General features: G+C 59.3%; 19 protein-coding genes. 11 read left to right on the forward strand and 8 right to left on the reverse strand.

Annotated features, from left to right (window positions below):
- The first annotated feature begins 169 nt into the window (after positions 1 to 169).
- From AC1ROR_RS19110 to AC1ROR_RS19140, 7 genes are all read left to right on the forward strand, one after another.
- On the forward strand, positions 170 to 1,240 hold the full coding sequence (locus tag AC1ROR_RS19110) for an MBL fold metallo-hydrolase (RefSeq protein WP_142174286.1): 1,071 nt from the start codon (positions 170 to 172) through the stop codon (positions 1,238 to 1,240).
- Between the two features lie 121 nt (positions 1,241 to 1,361).
- Complete coding sequence (dapF, locus tag AC1ROR_RS19115) at positions 1,362 to 2,264, forward strand: diaminopimelate epimerase (RefSeq protein WP_498590374.1); 903 nt, start codon at positions 1,362 to 1,364, stop codon at positions 2,262 to 2,264.
- The gene (gene mtaB, locus AC1ROR_RS19120; protein WP_498590375.1) at positions 2,261 to 3,535 is read left to right on the forward strand and encodes a tRNA (N(6)-L-threonylcarbamoyladenosine(37)-C(2))-methylthiotransferase MtaB; all 1,275 of its coding nucleotides are present in this window, start codon (positions 2,261 to 2,263) and stop codon (positions 3,533 to 3,535) included. The genes dapF and mtaB overlap by 4 nt, the downstream gene beginning before the upstream one ends.
- A gap of 31 nt (positions 3,536 to 3,566) precedes the next feature.
- The gene (ftsY, locus tag AC1ROR_RS19125; RefSeq protein ID WP_498590376.1) at positions 3,567 to 4,988 is read left to right on the forward strand and encodes a signal recognition particle-docking protein FtsY; all 1,422 of its coding nucleotides are present in this window, start codon (positions 3,567 to 3,569) and stop codon (positions 4,986 to 4,988) included.
- Between the two features lie 2 nt (positions 4,989 to 4,990).
- Positions 4,991 to 5,641, forward strand: coding sequence for a septation protein A (locus tag AC1ROR_RS19130; RefSeq protein WP_498590377.1), 651 nt, complete (start codon positions 4,991 to 4,993; stop codon positions 5,639 to 5,641).
- Positions 5,638 to 6,234, forward strand: coding sequence for a DUF2585 domain-containing protein (locus tag AC1ROR_RS19135; RefSeq protein ID WP_498590378.1), 597 nt, complete (start codon positions 5,638 to 5,640; stop codon positions 6,232 to 6,234). The genes AC1ROR_RS19130 and AC1ROR_RS19135 overlap by 4 nt, the downstream gene beginning before the upstream one ends.
- Positions 6,235 to 6,355: 121 nt before the next feature.
- Positions 6,356 to 7,543 carry a GGDEF domain-containing protein gene (locus AC1ROR_RS19140; protein WP_498590379.1) on the forward strand — a complete coding sequence of 396 codons (1,188 nt, stop codon included), beginning with the start codon at positions 6,356 to 6,358 and terminating at the stop codon, positions 7,541 to 7,543.
- Positions 7,544 to 7,561: 18 nt separating this feature from the next.
- On the opposite strand, the gene AC1ROR_RS19145 is transcribed toward AC1ROR_RS19140, so the two are convergent.
- The 5 genes from AC1ROR_RS19145 to ccmA all read right to left on the reverse strand — a co-directional run bounded on the left by AC1ROR_RS19145 (position 7,562) and on the right by ccmA (position 10,680).
- Positions 7,562 to 8,167 (reverse strand): DsbE family thiol:disulfide interchange protein, encoded by a 606-nt coding sequence (locus tag AC1ROR_RS19145; RefSeq protein ID WP_035221715.1) that lies wholly within the window; start codon positions 8,165 to 8,167, stop codon positions 7,562 to 7,564.
- Positions 8,164 to 8,337, reverse strand: a complete 174-nt coding sequence (gene ccmD, locus AC1ROR_RS19150; protein WP_035221713.1) for a heme exporter protein CcmD — start codon at positions 8,335 to 8,337, stop codon at positions 8,164 to 8,166. The genes AC1ROR_RS19145 and ccmD overlap by 4 nt, the downstream gene beginning before the upstream one ends.
- A gap of 4 nt (positions 8,338 to 8,341) precedes the next feature.
- Positions 8,342 to 9,103 (reverse strand): heme ABC transporter permease, encoded by a 762-nt coding sequence (locus tag AC1ROR_RS19155; RefSeq protein ID WP_498590380.1) that lies wholly within the window; start codon positions 9,101 to 9,103, stop codon positions 8,342 to 8,344.
- Between the two features lie 73 nt (positions 9,104 to 9,176).
- A complete protein-coding gene (gene ccmB, locus AC1ROR_RS19160; protein WP_498590381.1) occupies positions 9,177 to 9,836 on the reverse strand; it encodes a heme exporter protein CcmB in 660 nt (219 codons plus the stop codon).
- Positions 9,837 to 10,038: 202 nt separating this feature from the next.
- On the reverse strand, positions 10,039 to 10,680 hold the full coding sequence (ccmA, locus tag AC1ROR_RS19165) for a heme ABC exporter ATP-binding protein CcmA (RefSeq protein ID WP_498590382.1): 642 nt from the start codon (positions 10,678 to 10,680) through the stop codon (positions 10,039 to 10,041).
- Positions 10,681 to 10,949: 269 nt separating this feature from the next.
- Here ccmA and acnA point away from each other — a divergent pair, with 269 nt between their 5' ends.
- From acnA to AC1ROR_RS19180, 3 genes are all read left to right on the forward strand, one after another.
- Positions 10,950 to 13,643, forward strand: a complete 2,694-nt coding sequence (acnA, locus tag AC1ROR_RS19170; protein WP_498590383.1) for an aconitate hydratase AcnA — start codon at positions 10,950 to 10,952, stop codon at positions 13,641 to 13,643.
- A 196-nt stretch (positions 13,644 to 13,839) separates the two neighbouring features.
- Positions 13,840 to 14,580 carry a DUF1223 domain-containing protein gene (locus tag AC1ROR_RS19175; RefSeq protein WP_035221704.1) on the forward strand — a complete coding sequence of 247 codons (741 nt, stop codon included), beginning with the start codon at positions 13,840 to 13,842 and terminating at the stop codon, positions 14,578 to 14,580.
- 401 nt (positions 14,581 to 14,981) lie between these two features.
- Positions 14,982 to 15,374, forward strand: a complete 393-nt coding sequence (locus AC1ROR_RS19180) for a DUF2794 domain-containing protein (protein ID WP_080836146.1) — start codon at positions 14,982 to 14,984, stop codon at positions 15,372 to 15,374.
- Positions 15,375 to 15,509: 135 nt separating this feature from the next.
- Here AC1ROR_RS19180 and AC1ROR_RS19185 read toward each other — a convergent pair whose 3' ends face one another.
- The 3 genes from AC1ROR_RS19185 to AC1ROR_RS19195 all read right to left on the reverse strand — a co-directional run bounded on the left by AC1ROR_RS19185 (position 15,510) and on the right by AC1ROR_RS19195 (position 19,734).
- Entirely contained in the window at positions 15,510 to 16,247 is a 738-nt protein-coding gene (locus AC1ROR_RS19185) for a Bax inhibitor-1/YccA family protein (RefSeq protein ID WP_003492462.1), read from the reverse strand.
- A 218-nt stretch (positions 16,248 to 16,465) separates the two neighbouring features.
- Positions 16,466 to 19,027, reverse strand: a complete 2,562-nt coding sequence (locus AC1ROR_RS19190; RefSeq protein ID WP_080836144.1) for an ABC transporter permease — start codon at positions 19,025 to 19,027, stop codon at positions 16,466 to 16,468.
- Entirely contained in the window at positions 19,024 to 19,734 is a 711-nt protein-coding gene (locus tag AC1ROR_RS19195; RefSeq protein WP_080836142.1) for an ABC transporter ATP-binding protein, read from the reverse strand. The genes AC1ROR_RS19190 and AC1ROR_RS19195 overlap by 4 nt, the downstream gene beginning before the upstream one ends.
- Before the next feature lie 90 nt (positions 19,735 to 19,824).
- Here AC1ROR_RS19195 and AC1ROR_RS19200 point away from each other — a divergent pair, with 90 nt between their 5' ends.
- Positions 19,825 to 20,475: an arylesterase gene (locus AC1ROR_RS19200; protein WP_142174276.1), complete on the forward strand. Its 651-nt coding sequence runs from the start codon at positions 19,825 to 19,827 to the stop codon at positions 20,473 to 20,475.
- Positions 20,476 to 20,538: the final 63 nt, after the last annotated feature.

A 20,538-nucleotide genomic window follows, 5' to 3' on the forward strand; every position in this document is an offset into this window, starting at 1 on the left:
GAGTCGTGAAACTGCCAGCTGATGGGCGGGATAAACAGGAAAGTGCAGGAAAAGTCAAGGCGATGCCGCTGTCCGCCCGACAAAGCCTGCATTTCATCTTTGCGTGATCGGCTGCATGCCGCGATTGGCGCCGCTTGAACGGTGCCATTCAGCTCCCTATACCTTTAGCATGAACCGTCGAAACTTCTTTCGCTTTTCCACGCTTGGACTGCTCGCTCTGGCGGGCGGTGCTCTCTATGCCCGTCGTTCGAGCGCCAGCGCCTATTATAGCGGCCCGATCTCCGATCATTTCGACGGGGTGCGCTTCTTCAACCCCGGCGGTTCGCCGCCGGGCAATTTCATGGGCCTGCTGAAATGGCGCTTTAATGGCGAGCGTGCCACCTGGCCGGAAAGCTATCCAAGCCCATTTCCCTTTGCGAAGCCGGAAACCCGGGTTGAGGGCAAGGGCATCCGTGTCACCTTCATTGGCCATGCTTCCTTCCTCATCCAGACGGCGGGGCTGAATATACTCATCGATCCGGTTTGGTCGCAGCGGACCAGCCCCTTCAGTTTCGTCGGTCCCAAACGGGTCAATCCTCCCGGCATCCGTTTCGAGGATCTGCCGCCCATCGATCTGGTGCTGGTGACGCATAATCACTACGACCATCTGGATATGGAAACGCTGAAGCGCCTGCATGTGGCGCACAAGCCGCTCTTCATCACACCGCTCGGCAATGATGCCATCATCCGCACCGGTGTCGAAGCGGCGCGTATAGAAGTGGGTGACTGGGACGATGTGATTGAGGTGGGCGCAGTGAAAATTCACTTCGAGCCTTGCCACCATTGGTCAGCCCGCGGTCTGAACGACCGGCGCATGGCATTATGGGCAGCCTTCGTCATCGAAACGCCCGGCGGCAAAATTTACCATATCGGTGATACCGGCTTCCACGAAGGCCTCAATTATCACGCCGCGCGCAAGAAGCACGGCGATTTCCGCCTCGCAAACCTGCCTTTCGGTGCTTATGAACCGCGCTGGTTCATGAAGGGCCAGCACCAGAACCCGGCCGAAGCCGTGGAAGGCATGAAGCTCTGTGGTGCGGCGCATGTCTGCGGCCATCACTGGGGTACCGTGCAGCTGACCGATGAGGCGGTGGACGCCCCGCTCGTGGCGCTCAAGGCGGCACTGAAAGAGCAGGGGGTGGATGAGAGCCGTTTTCAGCCCATGCGCCCCGGCGAAGTCTTCGACGCGCCTTCCGCCTGATCGCTGCCCCGTTTGCGCCGTAACAGTCTGGTAATTTGCCGGCCTTTCCGCCATATAGGGCGAAAGCGCGGGGAAATCCCCTATGCAATCCGATTTTCAGACAGTTTTCAGGTTTAGGGCAATGGCGGATACGGTCGAATTTGCAAAGATGAACGGGCTTGGCAACAAGATCCTGGTTATCGACATGCGCGGCCGCAAGGATATGGTCACGCCAGCGGCGGCGATTGCGCTGAACGCCGATCCTTCGACCCAGTTCGACCAGATCATGGCCATTCACGATCCGCGTGTCAGCGGCACGGATGCCTTTATCGATATTCTCAATTGCGATGGCACGAAGGCGCAGGCCTGCGGCAACGGCACGCGCTGTGTGGTGCAGGCTCTGTCTTCCGAAACCGGCAATACCAGCTTCACCTTCCAGACGGTGGCTGGCATCCTCAACGCCGTCGAACATGACGACGGCATGATTTCCGTCGATATGGGCCTGCCGCGTTTCCGCTGGAACGACATTCCGCTTTCGGAAGAGTTCCACGATACCAGCCGCATCGAATTGCAGATTGGGCCAATCGATGCGCCGATCCTCCATTCGCCGGCCGCAATGTCCATGGGCAACCCGCATGCGGTTTTCTGGGTGGATCGCGATCCGATGGAGTTCGATCTTGAACGTTTCGGACCGCTGCTCGAAAACCATCCGATGTTCCCGGAAAAGGCCAATATCACGCTGGCGCAGGTGATTTCCGACAGCGCGCTGCGCACCCGCACCTGGGAACGCGGCGCTGGATTGACACTCGCCTGCGGTTCGGCCGCCTGCGCTTCAGCGGTTTCGGCGGCGCGCACGGGCCGCACCGGCAGAAAGGTCACAATCGATGTCGCCTCCAGCCCCATCCGTGTGCCGCTGACCATCGACTGGCGCGAGGACAACCACGTCATCATGACCGGCCCTGCCGAATGGGAATGGTCGGGTTCCGTCGATCCCGTCACAGGCGCGTGGTCGCGGGATGTTGCGGCGGAGCAGGGGGCCGTATGAGCGGCGTCGAGGTCATAACCTTCGGCTGTCGTCTCAACACCTATGAATCGGAAGTGATGCGGGCGGAGGCTGAAAAGGCCGGGCTCAACAATGCCGTGCTGGTCAATACCTGCGCGGTGACGGGCGAGGCCGTACGTCAGGCGCGCCAGGCCATCCGTCGGGCGCGGCGGGACAATCCGCATGCCCGTATCATCGTCACCGGCTGCGCCGCGCAGACGGAAAAACAGACCTTTGCCGAGATGCCCGAGGTGGATGCTGTGCTCGGCAATGAGGAAAAGCTGAAAAGTGCTTCCTATCGCGCGCTGCCGGATTTCGGCGTCTCGGCGGAAGAAAAGCTGCGCGTCAACGATATCATGAGCATCAAGGCGACCGCGCCGCAGATGGTGAAGCACATAGACGGGCATGTGCGCGCCTTCATTCAGGTGCAGAACGGCTGCGATCATCGCTGCACTTTCTGCATCATTCCTTATGGGCGCGGCAATTCCCGCTCCGTGCCGATGGGTGCCGTGGTGGATCAGGCGCGCAGGCTGACGGAAAGCGGCTATTGCGAGATCGTTCTGACGGGGGTGGACGCCACGAGCTATGGCGCGGACCTGCCGGGCGAGCCTACCCTCGGTTATCTCGCGAAGACGTTGCTCAAGCAGGTGCCGGACATCCTGCGGCTGCGGCTTTCCTCGATCGACAGTATCGAGGCCGACCACCATCTGATGGATCTTATTGCCGATGAGCCGCGTTTCATGCCGCATCTGCACCTGTCCCTCCAGCATGGCGACGACATGATCCTGAAACGCATGAAACGCCGCCATTTGCGGGCAGATGCCATTCGCTTCTGTCATGAGGTGCGGTCACTGCGGCCGGATATCGCTTTCGGGGCGGATATGATCGCCGGTTTTCCGACCGAGACGGAAGACATGTTCGAAAACGCCGCGACGCTTGCGGAAGAATGCGGCATTTCCAGCCTGCATGTCTTTCCCTATAGCCCACGTGCGGGCACGCCGGCGGCGCGCATGCCGCAGCTTGACCGGGCTTTGGTGAAGGAGCGGGCGGCAAGGCTCCGTGAGCGCGGCGAGGCGCTGAAGCTGGCGCATCTGCAAAATATGGTGGGGTCGGTGCAGACGATCCTCGTTGAAAACAACGGTTTTGCGCATACCGACAATTTCACGCTGGTGGAGGCGCCGCATCTTGCCCCGCGCACTCTTGCGCAGGTTGCGATTACCGGCCACAACGACAAACATCTGAACATGAAGCTTCTGGCGGCTGACGCGGCCTGAAGCGGTACGAGATAAAGACACGGGAACAACCATGGCCCTCGGCTTCATCAAAAAAGTCTTTTCGTTCGGCAAGGACAAGGCCGAAACGGACGACCGGCCGCAAGAGGATGCCGCGCCTGAACGCGGCAATCAAAACGCCTCCTTCGAAGCGGCGCTGAGCGACGCCGAAGCGCATGGCCCTGTCGACAAGGACCCGGTTTCCGAACTGGAGATGGAGACGGCCGGCGGGCCGGCCCCGGACGAGGTCCTTTCCGATGATGGCGAGGAAGAGGATGCTCCGCTTCTGCCCGGCGCCGAGCTTTCCGGCGATATGGGTATCGTGCCGCTGTCGCTGTTGCAGGCGGAAGCCGCTGCTGAAGAGCAGGTCGAAGCTTTGCCGGACGTTGCGGATGGCGTGCTCGATGCGGATGCGATGGATGCACTGCTCGATGAGGCGGAGGCTGCCGCTGCCGAGCCTTCTGTGGTTTCACCATCCTTGCCCAAGGGCTTCTCATCGGCGAGCGAACGGCAAGAGCCGGTTCCGGAAGTGCCTCAGGCCAAGCTGACATGGTTTCAGCGCCTGCGAGCCGGACTTGCCCGCACGTCGTCACAGCTGACCACACAGATTTCGGCTCTTTTCACCAAGCGCAAGCTGGATGAGGATACGCTTGACGAGCTGGAGGATCTTCTCATCCAGTCGGATCTCGGCGTCGAGACCGCCATGCGCATCACTGGCGCCCTGTCTTCCGAGCGTTACGGCAAGGATGTGAGCGGCGAGGATGTGGCGCGCATCATGGCCGGTGAGATCACCAAGGTCCTGAAGCCTGTGGCCAGGCCGCTGGAGCTTGATCTTTCACACAAGCCGCATGTCATTCTCGTTGTCGGCGTCAACGGTACGGGCAAGACGACGACCATCGGCAAGCTTGCCGCCAAGCTTTCCGGCTCCGGCCTCAAGGTGATGCTGGCGGCGGGCGATACGTTCCGCGCGGCGGCCATCGAGCAGCTCAAGATCTGGGCCGACCGCACAGGCTCGCAATTCATCGGCACCAAGCTCGGAGCGGATGCCTCGGGTCTGGCTTATGACGCCTATGAACAGGCGAGGGCGCAGAAAAGCGACGTTCTCATCATCGATACGGCCGGTCGCCTGCAGAACAAGACGGAACTGATGGCGGAGCTGGAAAAGATCGTGCGCGTGCTCGGCAAGCTCGATCCGGACGCACCGCACACCGTGCTGCAGACGCTGGATGCGACGACCGGCCAGAACGCCATGAACCAGGTGGAAATATTCCGCAATGTCGCGGGTGTTTCGGGCCTGATTATGACAAAATTGGATGGCACGGCGCGGGGCGGTATCCTCGTTGCCATTGCCGCCAAACACAAGCTGCCGGTCTATTTTATCGGTGTGGGTGAAGGTGTTGATGATCTGGAGCCCTTCGAGGCGGAAGATTTCGCCAAGGCCATTGCGGGAGTTTGAGTATGGATATTGAAAGCAATTCCAAGGAAAGCGAAAAGATGGTGGCGGAAATCAGCCCGCTCCTGAAATTCGTGCTCGAGCTTGGCCCGCTCATGGTGTTCTTCTTCGCCAATTCCCGCGGCGAATGGCTGGCCTCCACTTTCCCTGTTCTGACGGAGTTCGGCGGGCCGATCTTCATCGCCACCGGTCTTTTCATGATCGCAACGGCCCTGGCGCTTTCCGTCTCATGGGTGCTGACGCGCAAGCTGCCGATCATGCCGCTGATATCAGGCATCGTGGTCTTCGTATTCGGTGCGCTGACGCTGTGGCTGCAGAACGATACTTTCATCAAGATGAAGCCGACCATCGTCAACACGCTGTTCGGCGTTATCCTGCTGGGCGGCCTGTTTTTCGGCCAGTCGCTGCTGGGTTATGTCTTCAACTCGGCCTTCAAGCTGACGGATGAGGGCTGGCGCAAGCTGACGCTGCGCTGGGGCGTATTCTTCCTCTTCCTTGCGGTGCTGAACGAGGTCGTCTGGCGCGTGTTCACCACCGACACCTGGGTTGCCTTCAAGGTGTGGGGCACGATGCCAATCACCATCATCTTCACCATGGCCCAGATGCCGCTCGTCATGCGCCATTCGCTGGAACCGCTCAACAAGGACGAAAAATGACCATTGCGGAGATGTCGGCTTCCCGTTCGCGCTCGCTTAAATGGTTCGGCGTGGCCGCCGCGCTGCTTCTCCTGCAGATCGTCATCCTTTATTTCATGGGCCGCATTCCCATTTGCGAATGCGGTTATGTGAAGCTTTTCGAACCGGGTGTAAACACGCCGGGCAATTCCCAGCATCTGGCTGACTGGTATACGCCGTCGCATATTATCCACGGCTTCCTCTTCTACTGGTTCGCCTGGCTGCTGTTTCGCAACAAGCCGCTTTCCATGCGGCTTTCGCTTGCGGTCCTGGTCGAGGCAGCGTGGGAAATTCTCGAAAACTCGCCTATCATCATTGATCGTTACCGCACCGCGACCATGGCGCTCGGCTACACCGGCGACAGCATATTGAACTCGGCGATGGATACGGTTTTCATGGTGCTGGGTTTCCTTTTCGCCGCCCGTGTGCCGGTGTGGCTGACGGTGGTGATCGCCATCTTCTTCGAAATCTTCACGGGATGGCTGATCCGCGATAATCTGACGCTGAACGTCGTGATGCTGGTCTGGCCAGTCGAGGCGATAAAGGAATGGCAGAACGCGCTCCCGCAAATGTGAACATGCCTGCCGGGATTTTCGCCGGAGAGGCACGAAAACCCTGCGCTATATGCAAGTTTTCTTAATGGCATTGGGGTAGTGTCCGGGCTCAAAGGCTCGTCTTTTCGTCCGGCAGAACACTGTGCAAGATAATTTCGCCTATCTTCTTCCCTTCATCATGCTGACATTTGGTGTGGTGTTCCTGTTCCTGCAGAGGATCGGCCACGCTTCGGCGCGATACTGGGGTTTTGGATATCTTTCGGCGGCTTTCGGTTTCGCGACGCCTCTGGTCCTTGGCTCGCTGCCTTTTGAAGTTCAGGCAATCGTCTCGAACCTGTTGTTCTTTTCCGCCTTTTTTCTCTACGGACACGCGCTGCTCATTCATTTCGAGCGGCCGCTTTATTCGACGGTGCGACTGTCTATCGTGGCTGCGGCGGTTTTGTTCGTCTCGTTCCATGTCTTCATCACGCCGGATCTGAAACGCGAACTGGTGGTCGGTGATTTTGTTTGTGCCCTGCTGCTTGCCATCCCGATCTGGTTCGTACGAAACCGGCCCGTGACGCTTGCAGACAGGCTGATGGTGGCGATCGCGTCGCTTGTGGTGATGGAAACCCTGGTGCGCATCGGGATGCTGCTGGTGATGACGCCGAACGGCTCGATGGTCGAGCTCGGCGAATTCTTCGAATCTGACTATGCTTTCTACATGCAGCTTGCCGCGAGCATATTCGGCTTCCTGCTGGCGCTTTCCGTGCTTGCGAGCCAGATTTCCGTTACCGTTGACCGGCACCTGCATGCGGCGGAGCATGATCCGCTGACGGATGTGCTGAACCGCCGCGGTTTCGACCGGCGCGTTCCCGATTTTCGTAACGATACGCCGCAGGGCGTGGTCATTGTCTGCGACATAGACCATTTCAAGCGCATCAACGATGTCTACGGCCATGCCGCCGGAGATATAGTCCTTATCGGCCTTTCCGATCTTCTCAGGCGAAATGCGCCCGAGGATGCCCTGGTGGCCCGCTTTGGCGGTGAGGAATTCGTGGTCTTTTTGCCCGGCCAGACAGCTGCCGTGGCCGGCCAGCTTGCCAATGGCATGCGACTTGGTCTTTCGTCGCTCGACTGGCGCAACCGGGGCGTGGCGACACAGATCACCGCAAGCTTCGGCGTTTCGGCCGTCGCGAGGGGAGATCATTCCATCCACGACGCCATCAAGCGGGCTGATGACAGCCTGTATGCCGCAAAGCGCGGTGGTCGCGATCAGGTCGTGCTGGAGGGCACCCGTCTTCCGGCGATCGCTGAAGGCCCGTCGCTGAGGGTGATTTCCAAGGGGTGAGGTATCGCGGCCGGCAGGTTAGTTTCCGGCTGCGGCCGTGATGGCCGGCAGAAGATCGCGCTCGACGCTGCGGGCATCGAAGGGGCCGACCTTTTTATAAAGGATCGTGCCATCAGCACCGACGAGATAACTTTCTGGAATACCATAGACGCCCCAGTCGATAGCGGCCTTGCCGTTCGGATCGACACCGATGGCGGCAAAAGGATTGCCGAGTTCGCCGAGGAAGCGCAGCGCATTGTCCTGCTTGTCTTTGTAATTGATACCGACAACGGTGATGCGGCTGTCTTTGGCCAGTTCCTGAAGCAGCGGGTGTTCCTGACGGCAGGGAATGCACCAGGAAGCAAAGACGTTGACCAGCGTCAGCTTGCCGCTGATGGCGGCGTCGGTGAGCGCCGGTAGGTTGGAGCCTTCCAGCGGCGGCAGAGACAGCGACGGCGCCTTGGTGCCAATGAGCGCCGAGGGAATGGCGCTGATATCCAGCCCGTTGACATCCTGGTCATAGAGCATTTTTCCGGCGACAAGGGCAAAACCGCCGAAAAGCAGAAGCGGCAGCAGTGCCAGCGCATAACGTGCGCGACCCTTTGTTTTTGCTTTGGTGTCCTGTTCCTGGCTGGCCTGCGTCATTGCGCGTCACCAGCGGAGCCGGCTCTTGCCCGGCGGCGCACGCCGGATGCCTCCAGTTCCTTCAGTTCCCGTTTGCGCGCCTGACCGTCCATGACCACCCAGGCGATGAGACAGAGAACGACAAGACCGGTCGCCGCATAGGACATGCCGATATAAAAGGCGTGCGTCATCACCTCAGCCCTCCCGGTTCGCCATGCGGGCGGCGAGCCGCCGCTGTGCGGCCACGCGCCGGCGCCAGATTTCATTGCGCATGGCGGCGATGTGCAAGGTGAAGAACAGCAGCGTGAAGCCGATTGCCATGGTCAAAAGCGGCCAGAGGAATTCCGCATCAATGGCGGAGCCACCCATGCGGATGACGCTTGCCGGCTGGTGCAGCGTGTTCCACCATTCGACCGAAAACTTGATGATGGGAATATTCACGAAACCGACAAGGATCAGCACTGCGCTGACGCGGGCGGCTCTGGACGGGTCATCCATGGCGCGGTTGAGCGCGATCAGCCCGAGATACATCAGGAAGAGCACGAAAACGGAGGTCAGCCGCGCATCCCACACCCACCAGGTTCCCCACATGGGCTTGCCCCAGAGCGAGCCGGTGATGAGAGCGATGAGCGTGAAGGCGGCGCCGATGGGGGCGGCGGCCTTGTGGCTGACATCCGCCAGCGGATGACGCCAGACAAGGGTGCCGATGGCCGAAACCGCCATCACCGTGTAGCACATCATGGCAAGCCATGCGGAGGGCACGTGCACATACATGATGCGCACGGTGTAACCCTGCTGATAATCGCCTTCGGTTGTGAAGGACAGATAGAGGCCAGCGGCCAGTACCAGCGCTGTCAGGATTGCGAGCCAGGGCAGGATGCGTGATGCCAGCGCCAGAAACCGCGTGGGATTGGCGAGATCGCTGAATTTGGTGATGGCGAAAGTCTGCTCGTTCATGCCGTTTGTGTAACCCGAGAATGGCCATCCCGCAATTGATCCCTGTCAATCGGGGATCGTCTGGCCGGTTTCATCAATCCATAACATTGCGCAATGCCAAAGCGGCAAAGAAAGGGCCGGTCACGGCTGAAAATAACGTGATCGCGCACAGAATGAGAAATGGCGGCACAAAGGGTGCCGGGTCCTGCACTGCTGCGTAAGAGGCGCTGACGCCGAAGATCAGGACAGGGATGGCAAGCGGCAGGACGAGGATGGAGACCAGAAGACCGCCGCGTGGCAGGGCGACGGCAACAGCTGCCCCAACCGCGCCGATGAAGGTGATGGCGGGTGAGCCGACGAGAAGGGTCAACATGACGGCGCCGATCGCCACTTCGTCCATATTCATGAAAAGACCGAGCAGCGGCGAGGCCAGCACCAGCGGCAGGCCAGTCGCCACCCAATGCGCCAGGCATTTGATGAGCACGGTCAGGACCAGCGGGGTTTCCTGCATCAGGATCAGATCAAGGGAGCCATCGTCCCGTTCTGCTTGAAACAGCCGGTCGAGGCCGAGGAGGGCGGACAGAAGCGCGCCGATCCAGACGATGGCCGGGCCGATGCGGGCGAGCAGATTAAGATCGGGGCCGACACCGAAGGGGATGACGGCAACCACGGTCATGAAGAACAGCACGCCGATCAAGGCACCGCCGCCGGCACGGATGGAAAGTTTGATGTCGCGGAGGAAGAGGGCGGTCATCGGGGTGCCCTCGTGTTCGCGGCTTTACCCCCCTCTACCCTGCCGGGCATCTCCCCCTCAAGGGGGGAGATCGATCTGCGGCTAGGTCTCGCCCATCTCGACGCTTGAAAATCGAGCGGCTGGTGAGCTTCTTGCCGATCTCCCCCCTTGAGGGGGAGATGCCCGGTAGGGCAGAGGGGGGTATGCCCCACGCGCACCGCCATCATGCCCAAGCCTCCACACCCGCAAACCCCGTCATCCGCAATTCCCGTGCACTCTCCAGCCCCAAAGGCTGATGGGTCGCAGCCAGGACGATACCGCCTTTCCCCAGGTGGCTCTTGACGAGATCCGTAAACATCCCGTCCGCAGCCTTATCAAGCGCCGCCGTCGGTTCATCGAGAATCCACACTGGCCGCCATGCGATCAAAAGTTTCGCCATGGCAAAACGCCGTTGTTGGCCCGCGGACAGATAACCGAAAGGCAGATGGGTGATGCCGGCAAGGCCGACGATCTCCGCCGCCTCATCGATCTCCACACCCGCGCCGCCGGAAAAATCGCCAAGGAAGTCTTTCCAGAATTCGAGATTTTCCGAAACGGTCAGTTCCGTTTTCATCGCATTGCGGTGGCCGAGATAATGGCATGTCTCCGAGGGCCGCACGCCTTCCTCTATCTCTTTGCCGGCTATCGTTATCCGCCCCTGTTCAGGCCGCAGCAGGCCGGCCACCGTGCGCAGAAGCGTCGATTTGCCCGAGCCATTCCGGCCCGTCAGCACCAGCGCTTCGCCATTACTTAACTTGAAGGAAACATTCATGAATATGAAATCTTCACCGCGCCGCACGCCAAGATTTTCCGCCGTCAAATCCATGCCGCGTTTCCGTACAAGATTTCGTGGTCTCGATAAAAAAATCGATTAGGTTCGTTGAATGGTCTGGCACGTTTCTCCGAAATTATCTATATGGGTGTCAACCACGCCAGCGGCCGGCGTGATCATCATCTTGCGCCGGACCTGAATGTTACGAGGAGTAACTTTCACGTGCGGACAGCGGAAATGGCCGTACCCGCATCCTGATGTGCCTTAGGGCACGGGGGTCCGCACGCGCGTGTTGGCTATCAGATTATGCGGGGTTTTAAACCGTGGCCAAATCACTCGACAGTTTCCAATGTCGTTCCGTCCTTACCGTGGACGGTAAGGATTACATCTATTTCAGCCTTCCCAAAGCCGAGGCAAACGGCCTGAAGGGCGTATCCAAGCTGCCTTATTCCATGAAGGTTCTCTTGGAAAATCTGCTTCGCTTCGAGGACGGCCAGTCCGTCACCAGGGAACATATTCTGGCCGTTGCCGAATGGCTGAACAATAAGGGCCTGACCGAAACCGAAATCGCTTATCGTCCCGCCCGCGTTCTCATGCAGGACTTCACCGGTGTTCCGGCGGTAGTCGACCTTGCGGCCATGCGCGACGCCATGGTGTCGCTCGGCGGCGATCCGGAAAAGATCAATCCCCTCGTTCCAGTCGACCTCGTCATCGACCACTCGGTCATCGTCGACGAATTCGGCACGCCGACCGCTTTTGCCCGCAACGTCGAGCTCGAATATGAGCGCAATGGCGAGCGTTACCGCTTCCTCAAGTGGGGCCAGCAGGCATTCAAGAATTTTCGCGTGGTGCCGCCCGGTACGGGCATCTGTCACCAGGTCAACCTCGAATATCTCGGCCAGACCGTCTGGACGAAGGAAGAGGACGGCGAAACGATTGCTTATCCGGATACCTGCGTCGGTACCGATTCGCACACGACGATGATCAATGGTCTCGGCGTTCTCGGCTGGGGTGTTGGCGGTATCGAGGCTGAAGCGGCCATGCTTGGCCAGCCGGTTTCCATGCTGCTGCCTGAGGTCATCGGCTTCAAGCTGACCGGCAAGGTGAAGGAAGGCGTGACCGCGACCGACCTCGTGCTGACTGTCGTGCAGATGCTGCGCAAGAAGGGCGTGGTTTCGAAGTTCGTCGAATTCTTCGGCCCCGGCCTCGATTCGATGTCGCTGGCCGATCGTGCGACCATCGGCAATATGGGCCCGGAATATGGCGCGACCTGCGGCTTCTTCCCGGTTGACGGCGAAACCATCAACTACCTGACCATGTCTGGCCGCACCAAGGACCGCATTGCGCTCGTCGAAGCCTATTCGAAGGCGCAGGACATGTGGCGCACCGGCGATGGTTCGGACCTCGTTTTCACGGACACGCTGGAACTCGACCTCGGCGATGTCGTTCCCTCCATGGCCGGCCCGAAGCGTCCGGAAGGCCGCCTGCCGCTCGAAACCATTGCACCGAATTTCGCAACGGCTCTCGAAAACGACTACAAGAAGCCCGGCCAGCTCCACAGCCGCTACGCGGTTGAGGGCGAGGACTTCGATCTCGGCCATGGCGATGTGGCGATTGCCGCCATCACCTCCTGCACCAACACTTCCAACCCCTCGGTTCTCATCGCCGCCGGCCTTCTCGCCCGCAACGCTGTTGCCAAGGGTCTGAAGTCCAAGCCGTGGGTGAAAACCTCGCTCGCGCCGGGGTCGCAGGTGGTCGCAGAATATCTCGACAAGTCCGGCCTGCAGAAGGACCTCGACACAATCGGCTTCAACCTCGTCGGTTTCGGCTGCACGACCTGCATCGGTAACTCCGGTCCGCTGCCACCGGCGATCTCCAAGACGATCAACGATAAGGGCCTGATCACGGCTGGCGTCCTTTCCGGCAACCGAAACTTTGAAGGCCGTATCTCGCCGGACGTTCAGGCGAACTATCTGGCCTCTCCGCCGCTCGTCGTGGCCTACGCGCTTGCCGGCACGGTCCAGAAGGACCTGACGAAGGAGCCGATCGGCGACGATCAGAACGGCAATCCGGTCTATCTCAAGGATATCTGGCCGACCTCCAAGGAAATCCAGGAATTCATCCTGAAATATGTCACCCGCGAGCTTTACGAATCGAAGTACGCCGATGTCTTCAAGGGCGATGAGAACTGGCAGGCCGTTCAGGTTCCTCCGGGTCAAACCTATGCCTGGGACGACAAGTCGACCTATGTTCAGAACCCGCCTTATTTCGTCGGAATGGGTAAAAAGGGCACCGGCCTCAAGAACATCACGGGCGCGCGCGTTCTTGGTCTCTTCGGCGACAAGATCACCACCGACCATATTTCTCCGGCCGGTTCGATCAAGGCCGCTTCTCCTGCCGGCGCTTACCTGACGGAGAATGGCGTGGCCGTTGCCGACTTCAACCAGTACGGTACGCGTCGTGGCAACCATGAAGTGATGATGCGTGGCACCTTCGCCAATATCCGCATCCGCAATCACATGCTCGGCCCGAACGGCAAGGAAGGTGGCTACACCATCCACTATCCGTCCAAGGAAGAGATGTCGATCTATGACGCCGCCATGAAATACAAGGCGGAGGGCGTTCCGCTCGTCATCTTTGCCGGTGTCGAATATGGCAACGGTTCTTCCCGTGACTGGGCGGCGAAGGGCACCAACCTGCTCGGCGTCAAGGCCGTGATCGCACAGTCCTTTGAGCGTATTCACCGTTCGAACCTCGTGGGCATGGGTGTCGTTCCCTTCGTTTTCGAAGAGGGTACGACCTGGGCGAGCCTTGATCTCAAGGGTGACGAGATCGTCGAGATCGATGGTCTGGAAGGTGAGATCAAGCCGCGTGAAAAGAAGATCGCCAAGATCACCTACAGCGACGGTTCGGTTAAGGAAGTTCCGCTTCTGTGCCGCATCGATACGCTGGATGAAGTGATCTATATGAACAATGGCGGCATTCTGCAGACCGTTCTTCGTGATCTGGCTGCCTGATCAAGCAAAGGCCAATAAAAGACGCCGGGAGAAATCCCGGCGTCTTTCCCGTTTCTTTGTCTCTTTTTTTGTGATTGCCGCTCACCCCTTCGTGACTTTCTATTGAAGGGGAATAGACGTTATTTTCCGGTTTGCATCCCGGCGGGATTGATCGCATCAATTCGTCTGGATATCTTGCCGGACAAAGGTTTTTGTAATGCCACTGAAATTCCGCCTGTCGATTTGTCTTCTCGGCACGTTCCTCGTCACATCCGCGCATGCGCAGGAGGCCGTGAAGGGCGTCGTCGAATTGTTCACATCGCAGGGATGCGCCTCCTGCCCGCCGGCGGATGAGGCCCTGCGCAAGATGATCCAGAAGGGCGATGTCGTTGGTCTCTCCTACCACGTCGACTACTGGAATTATCTCGGCTGGACCGATTCGCTGGCATCGAAGGAAAATACCGAACGGCAATATGGCTATATGCGCGCGCTTGGCCGCAACGGGGTCTACACGCCGCAGGCCATTCTGAACGGTCGCGATCATGTCAAAGGCGCCGATGTCCGCGGCATTTACGACCGGCTTGATGCTTTCAAGCGCGAGGGGCAGGGGCTGAACGTGCCGGTTTCGTCAAAATTTGCCGGCGATGAGGTGGAGATCGATATTGGCGCCGGCAGCGGCAAGGCCGATGTTGTGGTCGCCTATTTCACGCGTGAGCAGACGGTGGATGTGCAGAAGGGCGAGAACCAGGGGAAAAAAATGTCCTACTGGCACAGCGTCTATGATGTGCAGACCGTTGGCATGTGGGATGGCTCGCCGATGACGGTGAAACTTCCAGCAAGCGTGGTGGCAAAGGTGAAGAAGGGCGGCTGCGCCGTTCTGCTGCAGACGGCCAATGCCAGCGGCGATCCGGCGGCAATCGTCGGCGCAAGTATTCTTTTGGGAAATGAAACCCCCTAATCGCCCATCGGGCGATTGAAGATCCGGTCCGGGCATTGGGGGCTGGGGGTAAAGGGTCAATGCACCGGACCGGGTCATCTTGGTGCCTAGGCATCAATTGACAATAGGACTATTCCACCCAATTCGGGCCATGGTTTGACCGAAATACGGCAGGCCATGCCAAAATGGCTGCCTAAATGGTTACCATTTTTTACCCCTGCTTTTGCCGAGGGCAGCCTCCGCAGTGGCTTTGGTGGGAGCCATTTTGTGTAGCCGCCTTTCGATTTTCCTGTCGTTCCAATATTGTCAAATGCCTTCGTGTCATTGCCTGACGCCGTCTCTTAAGGCGAGCGCGAGGCTTGCAATTTCACCTTCACAGGCTCACATTGACTAGATGATTTGGGTGGAATCGGAGGTATTGGATGACCGATCAACCGGATGTGCAGCAGGTGCAGACCGCTTCACGCGACAATTCCACCGTTATCGATCTCCGTGAATATAAAAAGAACAAGGACCCTTTGCCGGTCACTTTCCACCGGCGCGAGTTGGATGCGATCCTGCGAATTTACGGCCGCATGGTGGGAGAGGGCGAGTGGCGCGATTATGCCATCGACCACTTACGGGAAAAGGCGGTATTTTCCGTCTTCAAGCGCTCGGGCGAAATGCCTCTCTACAGGATCGAGAAAAACCCCAAGCTGGCAACGAAACAGGGGGCCTATAGCGTGGTCAATACAGATGGCCGCATTCTCAAACGCGGTCATGAGCTTCCGCAGGTTCTCAAGGTTTTCGACAAGGTCCTGAAGCTCTTCGAGTGAGCTTTTGAGGGGGGCGTACCCTGCTCATTGCGGGACGCGGGCAAACAGGCCGAGGGCCTTCAGCTTCCGATGCGGGTAAATAAAAAGGCGGCCGAAGGGCCGCCTTTCGCATGTTTGCCAGTAGGGTTCCTACCCTTACTTGTCACGGTTGCCCATGAACTGCAGGAGGAACATGAACAGGTTGATAAAGTCGAGATAAAGCGTCAGCGCACCCATGATTGCCTTGCGGCCAGCCACGGCAACTTCGTCACCATCGAAATACATTTCCTTGATCTTCTGCGTGTCGTAGGCGGTGAGGCCGGCGAAGATTAGTACGCCGATCGCGGAAATCGCGAACTGCAGCGCAGAGGAAGCGAGGAAGATGTTGACGATGGACGCGATGATGAGGCCGAACAGACCCATGATCAGGAACGAACCCATGCCTGAAAGGTCTTTTTTCGTCGTGTAACCGTAAAGCGAGAGCGCGCCGAACGAGGCAGCGGTCACGAAGAACGTCTGTACAACGCTCTGGCCGGTATAGACCAGGAAGATCGAGGACAGAGACACGCCCATCAGCGCCGCATAGACCCAGAAGGTCATCTGGGCGGCGGAAACGCTCATGTTCTGGATACGGAAGCTAAGGAAGAACACCAGTCCGAGCGGTGCGAGCATGACGACCCAGCGCAGCGGCGACGCATAGAGCAACTGTGCGAAGGCCGGATTGGTGGTCGCGAGCGTGAAGGTAGCGAACGCCGCAATGCCGGTGATGACCAGAGCCAGCGCCATCAGGTTGTAAACCTTGAGCATGTAGGCGCGAAGACCTTCATCGATCATCGCACCAGTCTGTGCACGGGTCTGCGCCATGCGGTTCTGGTAGTTATTGAAGTCAGCCATTGTTTCCTCTTTTGAGCTCCGTAATTGCTACGGTGTCGGGATACCTCCCGGGCGCCGCTGCGGAGCTTCAGCAAGCCTGCCCAAGAATATGATGGCAGAACGTGTCCGATACAAGGCCTTTTCCGGTCGAAAAGACACCATATGCGCGAAAAGCGCTCACGTTTCGGCGATCATTACAAAGAATTAATCGTTAAAGTTAAGCAGCGCACAACCGATGATTATTCACCCGCTTGCCGCAAAACCGGAGCGGCCTTCTGTCCGAGAATCCGCCAGGTACCGATGAGGCCGATACCCACCGTCATGACGAGGGCGACGACGAGCGTGCCGATCGCCACATCCGGCAGGAAGGTGGAGGGCAGTTTCATGATGCGGGCAATCACGAACCATGCCGAGACGCCGCCGGCGAAAAGTGCGAAAACGGCGGTGGCGAGGCCGAGCATCATGTACTCGTAGGAGAAGGCGCGGATGAGCAGATTGCGCGTGCCGCCCAGCGTTTTCAGGATAACCGCGTCATGGGTGCGGGCGCGGTTTCCGGCGGCAAGAGCGCCGGCGAGAACGAGAACGGATGCTATCAGGGCTACGGCCGCTGCGGCACGAATGGCAGTGGCAAGCTGGCCGACAAGCCGGTTGACGACATCGAGGGCGTCCTTCACACGCACGCTGGTGATCGTCGGGTAGGCGTTGGTAACGGCGCGCAATATCTGGCCTTCATCACTTGCGGATGCGGAAGGGTCGGCGAGTGTCGCGAGCCAGGCATGCGGTGCGCCGCGGAACGTGTTTGGCGAAAACACCATGACGAAATTGATCGACAGGGATTCCCATTCGACATTGCGCAGATTGGCGATCTTCGCCGTGATGCTGCGGCCGAGCACATTGACGGTGACGCTGTCGCCGATCTTGAGGCCCAGTTCCCGCGCCTCTTCCGCCGCAAAAGAGACCAGCGGTTCGCCGCTATAGTCCTGTCCCCACCACGTTCCTTCTGTCAGTGTCGCGTTTTCGGGAACATCCTGCGAATAGGTAATGCCCCGATCGCCGCGCAGCACCCATCGACCGGCCGGCGGCACATCCATTTTTGTCACATCTTCGCCGTTGAGCGCGAGAATCCGCCCGCGCAGCATCGGCACCTCGGTCAGCGTACCTTCCGGCGCTTCCCGCTTCAGGAGATCGCGGAAGCCCTGCAGCTCGCTTCCCTGAATATCCACGAAGAAGAAATTCGGCGCGCGGTCCGGCAGGCTGTCCGTTAGTTCGCGGCGCAGATTGCCGTCGATCAGCGTCAGCGTCACAAGCAGGGTGAGGCCGAGGCCAAGGGAAAGGACGACCGAGGGGGTAAGTGCGCCCGGGCGATGGATGTTGCCGATCGCCAGACGGAGGGCGGCCGAATGAACACGCGGGCTACGTTTGGCGATGGCCTTCACACCGGACGCCACGAGCCGCAGCACCACGAAAGCGAAGGCGATGGCGGCGAGGAAAACCGAGGCGATGAAACGGTCTTCCGCCGAAAATATCGCAAGTGCTGCGAGCGCTGCCAGCAGCAGGCCGGTGGCGGCCAGATAGGGCCAGGAGGGCCAGCTGCCCTCTTCGAAACCCTGTTCGCGGAAAAGCGCCGTTGCGGGGACCTCGCGTGCCTGACCAAGAGGCACGATGGCGAAGGCAAGCGTCGTCAACAGACCGAACAGCGCAGCGAGGCCGAGTGCGCCGGGATAGAAGGCGAGTTCTTCCGGCACCGGAAGCACGCCTTCCAGAAAGCGCATGGCGACCAGCGGCGCGATGGCGCCCACCGCAAGGCCGATGACGATGCCGACAACGGCAATGAAGGCGATCTGGAAGAGATAGGTCATGGTGACCACGGAGGCCGGGGCGCCCAGGCATTTCAGCGAGGCGATCGTGGTGCGTTTGGAATCGAGAAAGGCGCGAACGGCGTTGGCGACACCGACACCGCCGACGATGAGGGCGGTAAGCCCCACCAGCGTCAGGAATTGCGAGAAGCGGTTGACGTTTTCGGTGAGCGAGGGGGCTGCGCGGTCGCTGGTGCGGATGGACCAGCCCGCATCGGGGAACGCCTTGTTGGCCGCGTCGGTCATCGTTGTGCGTGCTGCCGGGTCGTCCAGCCGGATTTTATAGGCATGTTCGACCAGGCTGCCGTTCTGAACGAGACCCGAGGCAAAAAGGGCATCGCGGCTGACCATCAGCCTCGGTGCAAAACCGAAGCCATCGGACAGCGCGTCCGGTTCGTCGACCACGGTGCCGGTCAGTTTAAGCTTCGCATTGCCAAGCAGGATTTCATCACCGACCTTGATGCCGAGCCGTTCGAGCAAAAGCGGCGCAGCGATTGCGCCATAGGTGTCACCGGTCGCGGCCAGAAGCTCGCTCAGCGGCTGATTGGGATCCGCCACGAAGGTACCGTAGAGCGGATAGGCGCCATCGATGGCCTTCACTTCCGTCAAGGTCTGTTCGGAACCGTCGGCAAGGCGTGCCATGGAGCGCAGCCCGGTGGAAACGGCGATCTTGCCGAGGCCGTCGAGATAGGCCCTTTCCTCTGCGGTCGCCTCCCTGTTGCGCAGTTCGAAACGCACATCGCCCGCCAATATGGATTGGCCTTCCGTGGCGATGGCGCTGGTGACGGCGCGTGACACGGAATTGACGGCTGCAATGGCGCCGGTTCCGAGCGCGATGCAGGCGAGGAAAATGTAAAAGCCGCGCAGGCCGCCGCGAATTTCCCGCCGCGCGAGCCTCGCGGCGTTCCGGATATTGGCGAAAGACGGGAGAAAGGAGCCGATCATGCCGAGACCGCCCGCGCCATCTGGGCCTTGGCGCTGTCACCCTCTATTTCGCCTGAGCGCACCTTGATCTGCCGTGAGCAGCGGGCAGCCAGCGAGGGGTCATGGGTGACGAGGACCATGGTCATGCCGCGTTCGGCCTGTTTTGTAAAAAGAAGATCGGCGATCTGCTTGCCGGTATCTGTATCGAGATTGCCCGTCGGTTCATCGGCGATCAACACGGCGGGGGAGGGGGCCAGCGCGCGGGCGATGGCGACACGCTGCTGCTCGCCGCCGGAGAGTTGACCGGGATAGTGGTTGAGGCGTTCGCCCAGACCGACGGCCACGAGTTCCCGTTTGGCGATCTCGAAGGGGTTCGGAACATTGGCCAGTTCCAGCGGAACGGCGACGTTTTCCAGCGCTGTCATGTTTGCGATGAGATGGAAGGACTGGAAAACGATGCCGATATTCTTGCCGCGGAAATCCGCGAGCGCATCTTCGCCGAGCTTGTGCAGCTCCGTGTTCGCGATGACGATCTCACCGCTATCAAGCCTCTCAAGCCCGGCAAGCACCATGAGAAGCGTCGATTTTCCCGAGCCGGACGGGCCGACAATGCCAACCGCCTCGCCTTCGCCGATGGCAAGATCAATGTTCTTGAGAACGTGAACGGAGGCGGCGGCGTTGCCGAGCGTGAGGTCGGCTTTCTTCAGCTCTATGATGCTTTTCGTCACAATTCTCGTTCCTATATATGATGAAAGCGGTATGGCGCAGTCGATGCGGTCGGTACTTCGGGCAATGCGAAACAAGTTAGGAAAGCCGTGATGAGATTTAAAGCCGCCCTGTTTCACTTCATCGTCATTTTTGCAGCCGCCTTTTCTGCCTCCGTGGCCACGGCTCAGGAGCGGACATTGCAACTGGTCGGCCTCGGCGACAGCCTCATGGCCGGGTATCAGCTGCCCCCCACCGACAGCTACACCGCACAGCTTGAAGCTGCATTAAAAGCCAGGGGCATGAATGTCACCGTTACCAATGCCGGTGTGTCTGGAGATACCTCTTCCGGCGGTCTGGCGCGAGCGGAATGGTCTGTTCCTGATGGTACGGACGGGGTCATTCTGGAACTCGGCGCCAATGATGCTTTGCGTGGTATTGCGCCGGAACAGACGGAAAAGAACCTCGACGCCATTATTTCCGGTTTTCAGAAACGCAATATAGCCGTCTTGCTGGTCGGCATTATGGCGCCGCCGAATATGGGCGAAGATTATGCCAAGCGCTTCAATCCGCTTTATCCTCAGCTTGCGGAAAAATACAACCTGCCGCTTTATCCCTTTTTTCTGGATGGCGTGGTGACAGATGACAAGCTGAAGCTGGATGACAAGATGCACCCCAATACGCAAGGAGTTGCCATGATGGTCGAGAAATCTTTGCCGGCTGTTGAAAGCTTCATCAAGACAATCGGTGCGCAAAAAAAATAAGCACTTGCGCCCGCCTGCATTGCGTGATTCGCTATGCTTGTTCTGCCAAGAGATTCGGGGAGC

This window comes from Agrobacterium sp. GW821-FHT14E08 (assembly GCF_058803865.1).

Coding starts and splice junctions, on each gene's coding strand:
- mtaB (WP_498590375.1), top strand. CDS start 2,261: ATGAGCGGCGTCGAGGTCATAACCTTCGGCTGTCGTCTCAACACCTAT.
- AC1ROR_RS19200 (WP_142174276.1), top strand. CDS start 19,825: ATGAGATTTAAAGCCGCCCTGTTTCACTTCATCGTCATTTTTGCAGCC.
- AC1ROR_RS19145 (WP_035221715.1), bottom strand. CDS start 8,167: ATGACGCAGGCCAGCCAGGAACAGGACACCAAAGCAAAAACAAAGGGT.
- AC1ROR_RS19175 (WP_035221704.1), top strand. CDS start 13,840: ATGCCACTGAAATTCCGCCTGTCGATTTGTCTTCTCGGCACGTTCCTC.
- ccmA (WP_498590382.1), bottom strand. CDS start 10,680: ATGGATTTGACGGCGGAAAATCTTGGCGTGCGGCGCGGTGAAGATTTC.
- dapF (WP_498590374.1), top strand. CDS start 1,362: ATGGCGGATACGGTCGAATTTGCAAAGATGAACGGGCTTGGCAACAAG.
- ccmD (WP_035221713.1), bottom strand. CDS start 8,337: ATGACGCACGCCTTTTATATCGGCATGTCCTATGCGGCGACCGGTCTT.
- AC1ROR_RS19155 (WP_498590380.1), bottom strand. CDS start 9,103: ATGAACGAGCAGACTTTCGCCATCACCAAATTCAGCGATCTCGCCAAT.
- AC1ROR_RS19185 (WP_003492462.1), bottom strand. CDS start 16,247: ATGGCTGACTTCAATAACTACCAGAACCGCATGGCGCAGACCCGTGCA.
- AC1ROR_RS19110 (WP_142174286.1), top strand. CDS start 170: ATGAACCGTCGAAACTTCTTTCGCTTTTCCACGCTTGGACTGCTCGCT.
- AC1ROR_RS19135 (WP_498590378.1), top strand. CDS start 5,638: ATGACCATTGCGGAGATGTCGGCTTCCCGTTCGCGCTCGCTTAAATGG.
- ccmB (WP_498590381.1), bottom strand. CDS start 9,836: ATGACCGCCCTCTTCCTCCGCGACATCAAACTTTCCATCCGTGCCGGC.
- AC1ROR_RS19190 (WP_080836144.1), bottom strand. CDS start 19,027: ATGATCGGCTCCTTTCTCCCGTCTTTCGCCAATATCCGGAACGCCGCG.
- AC1ROR_RS19180 (WP_080836146.1), top strand. CDS start 14,982: ATGACCGATCAACCGGATGTGCAGCAGGTGCAGACCGCTTCACGCGAC.
- ftsY (WP_498590376.1), top strand. CDS start 3,567: ATGGCCCTCGGCTTCATCAAAAAAGTCTTTTCGTTCGGCAAGGACAAG.
- AC1ROR_RS19130 (WP_498590377.1), top strand. CDS start 4,991: ATGGATATTGAAAGCAATTCCAAGGAAAGCGAAAAGATGGTGGCGGAA.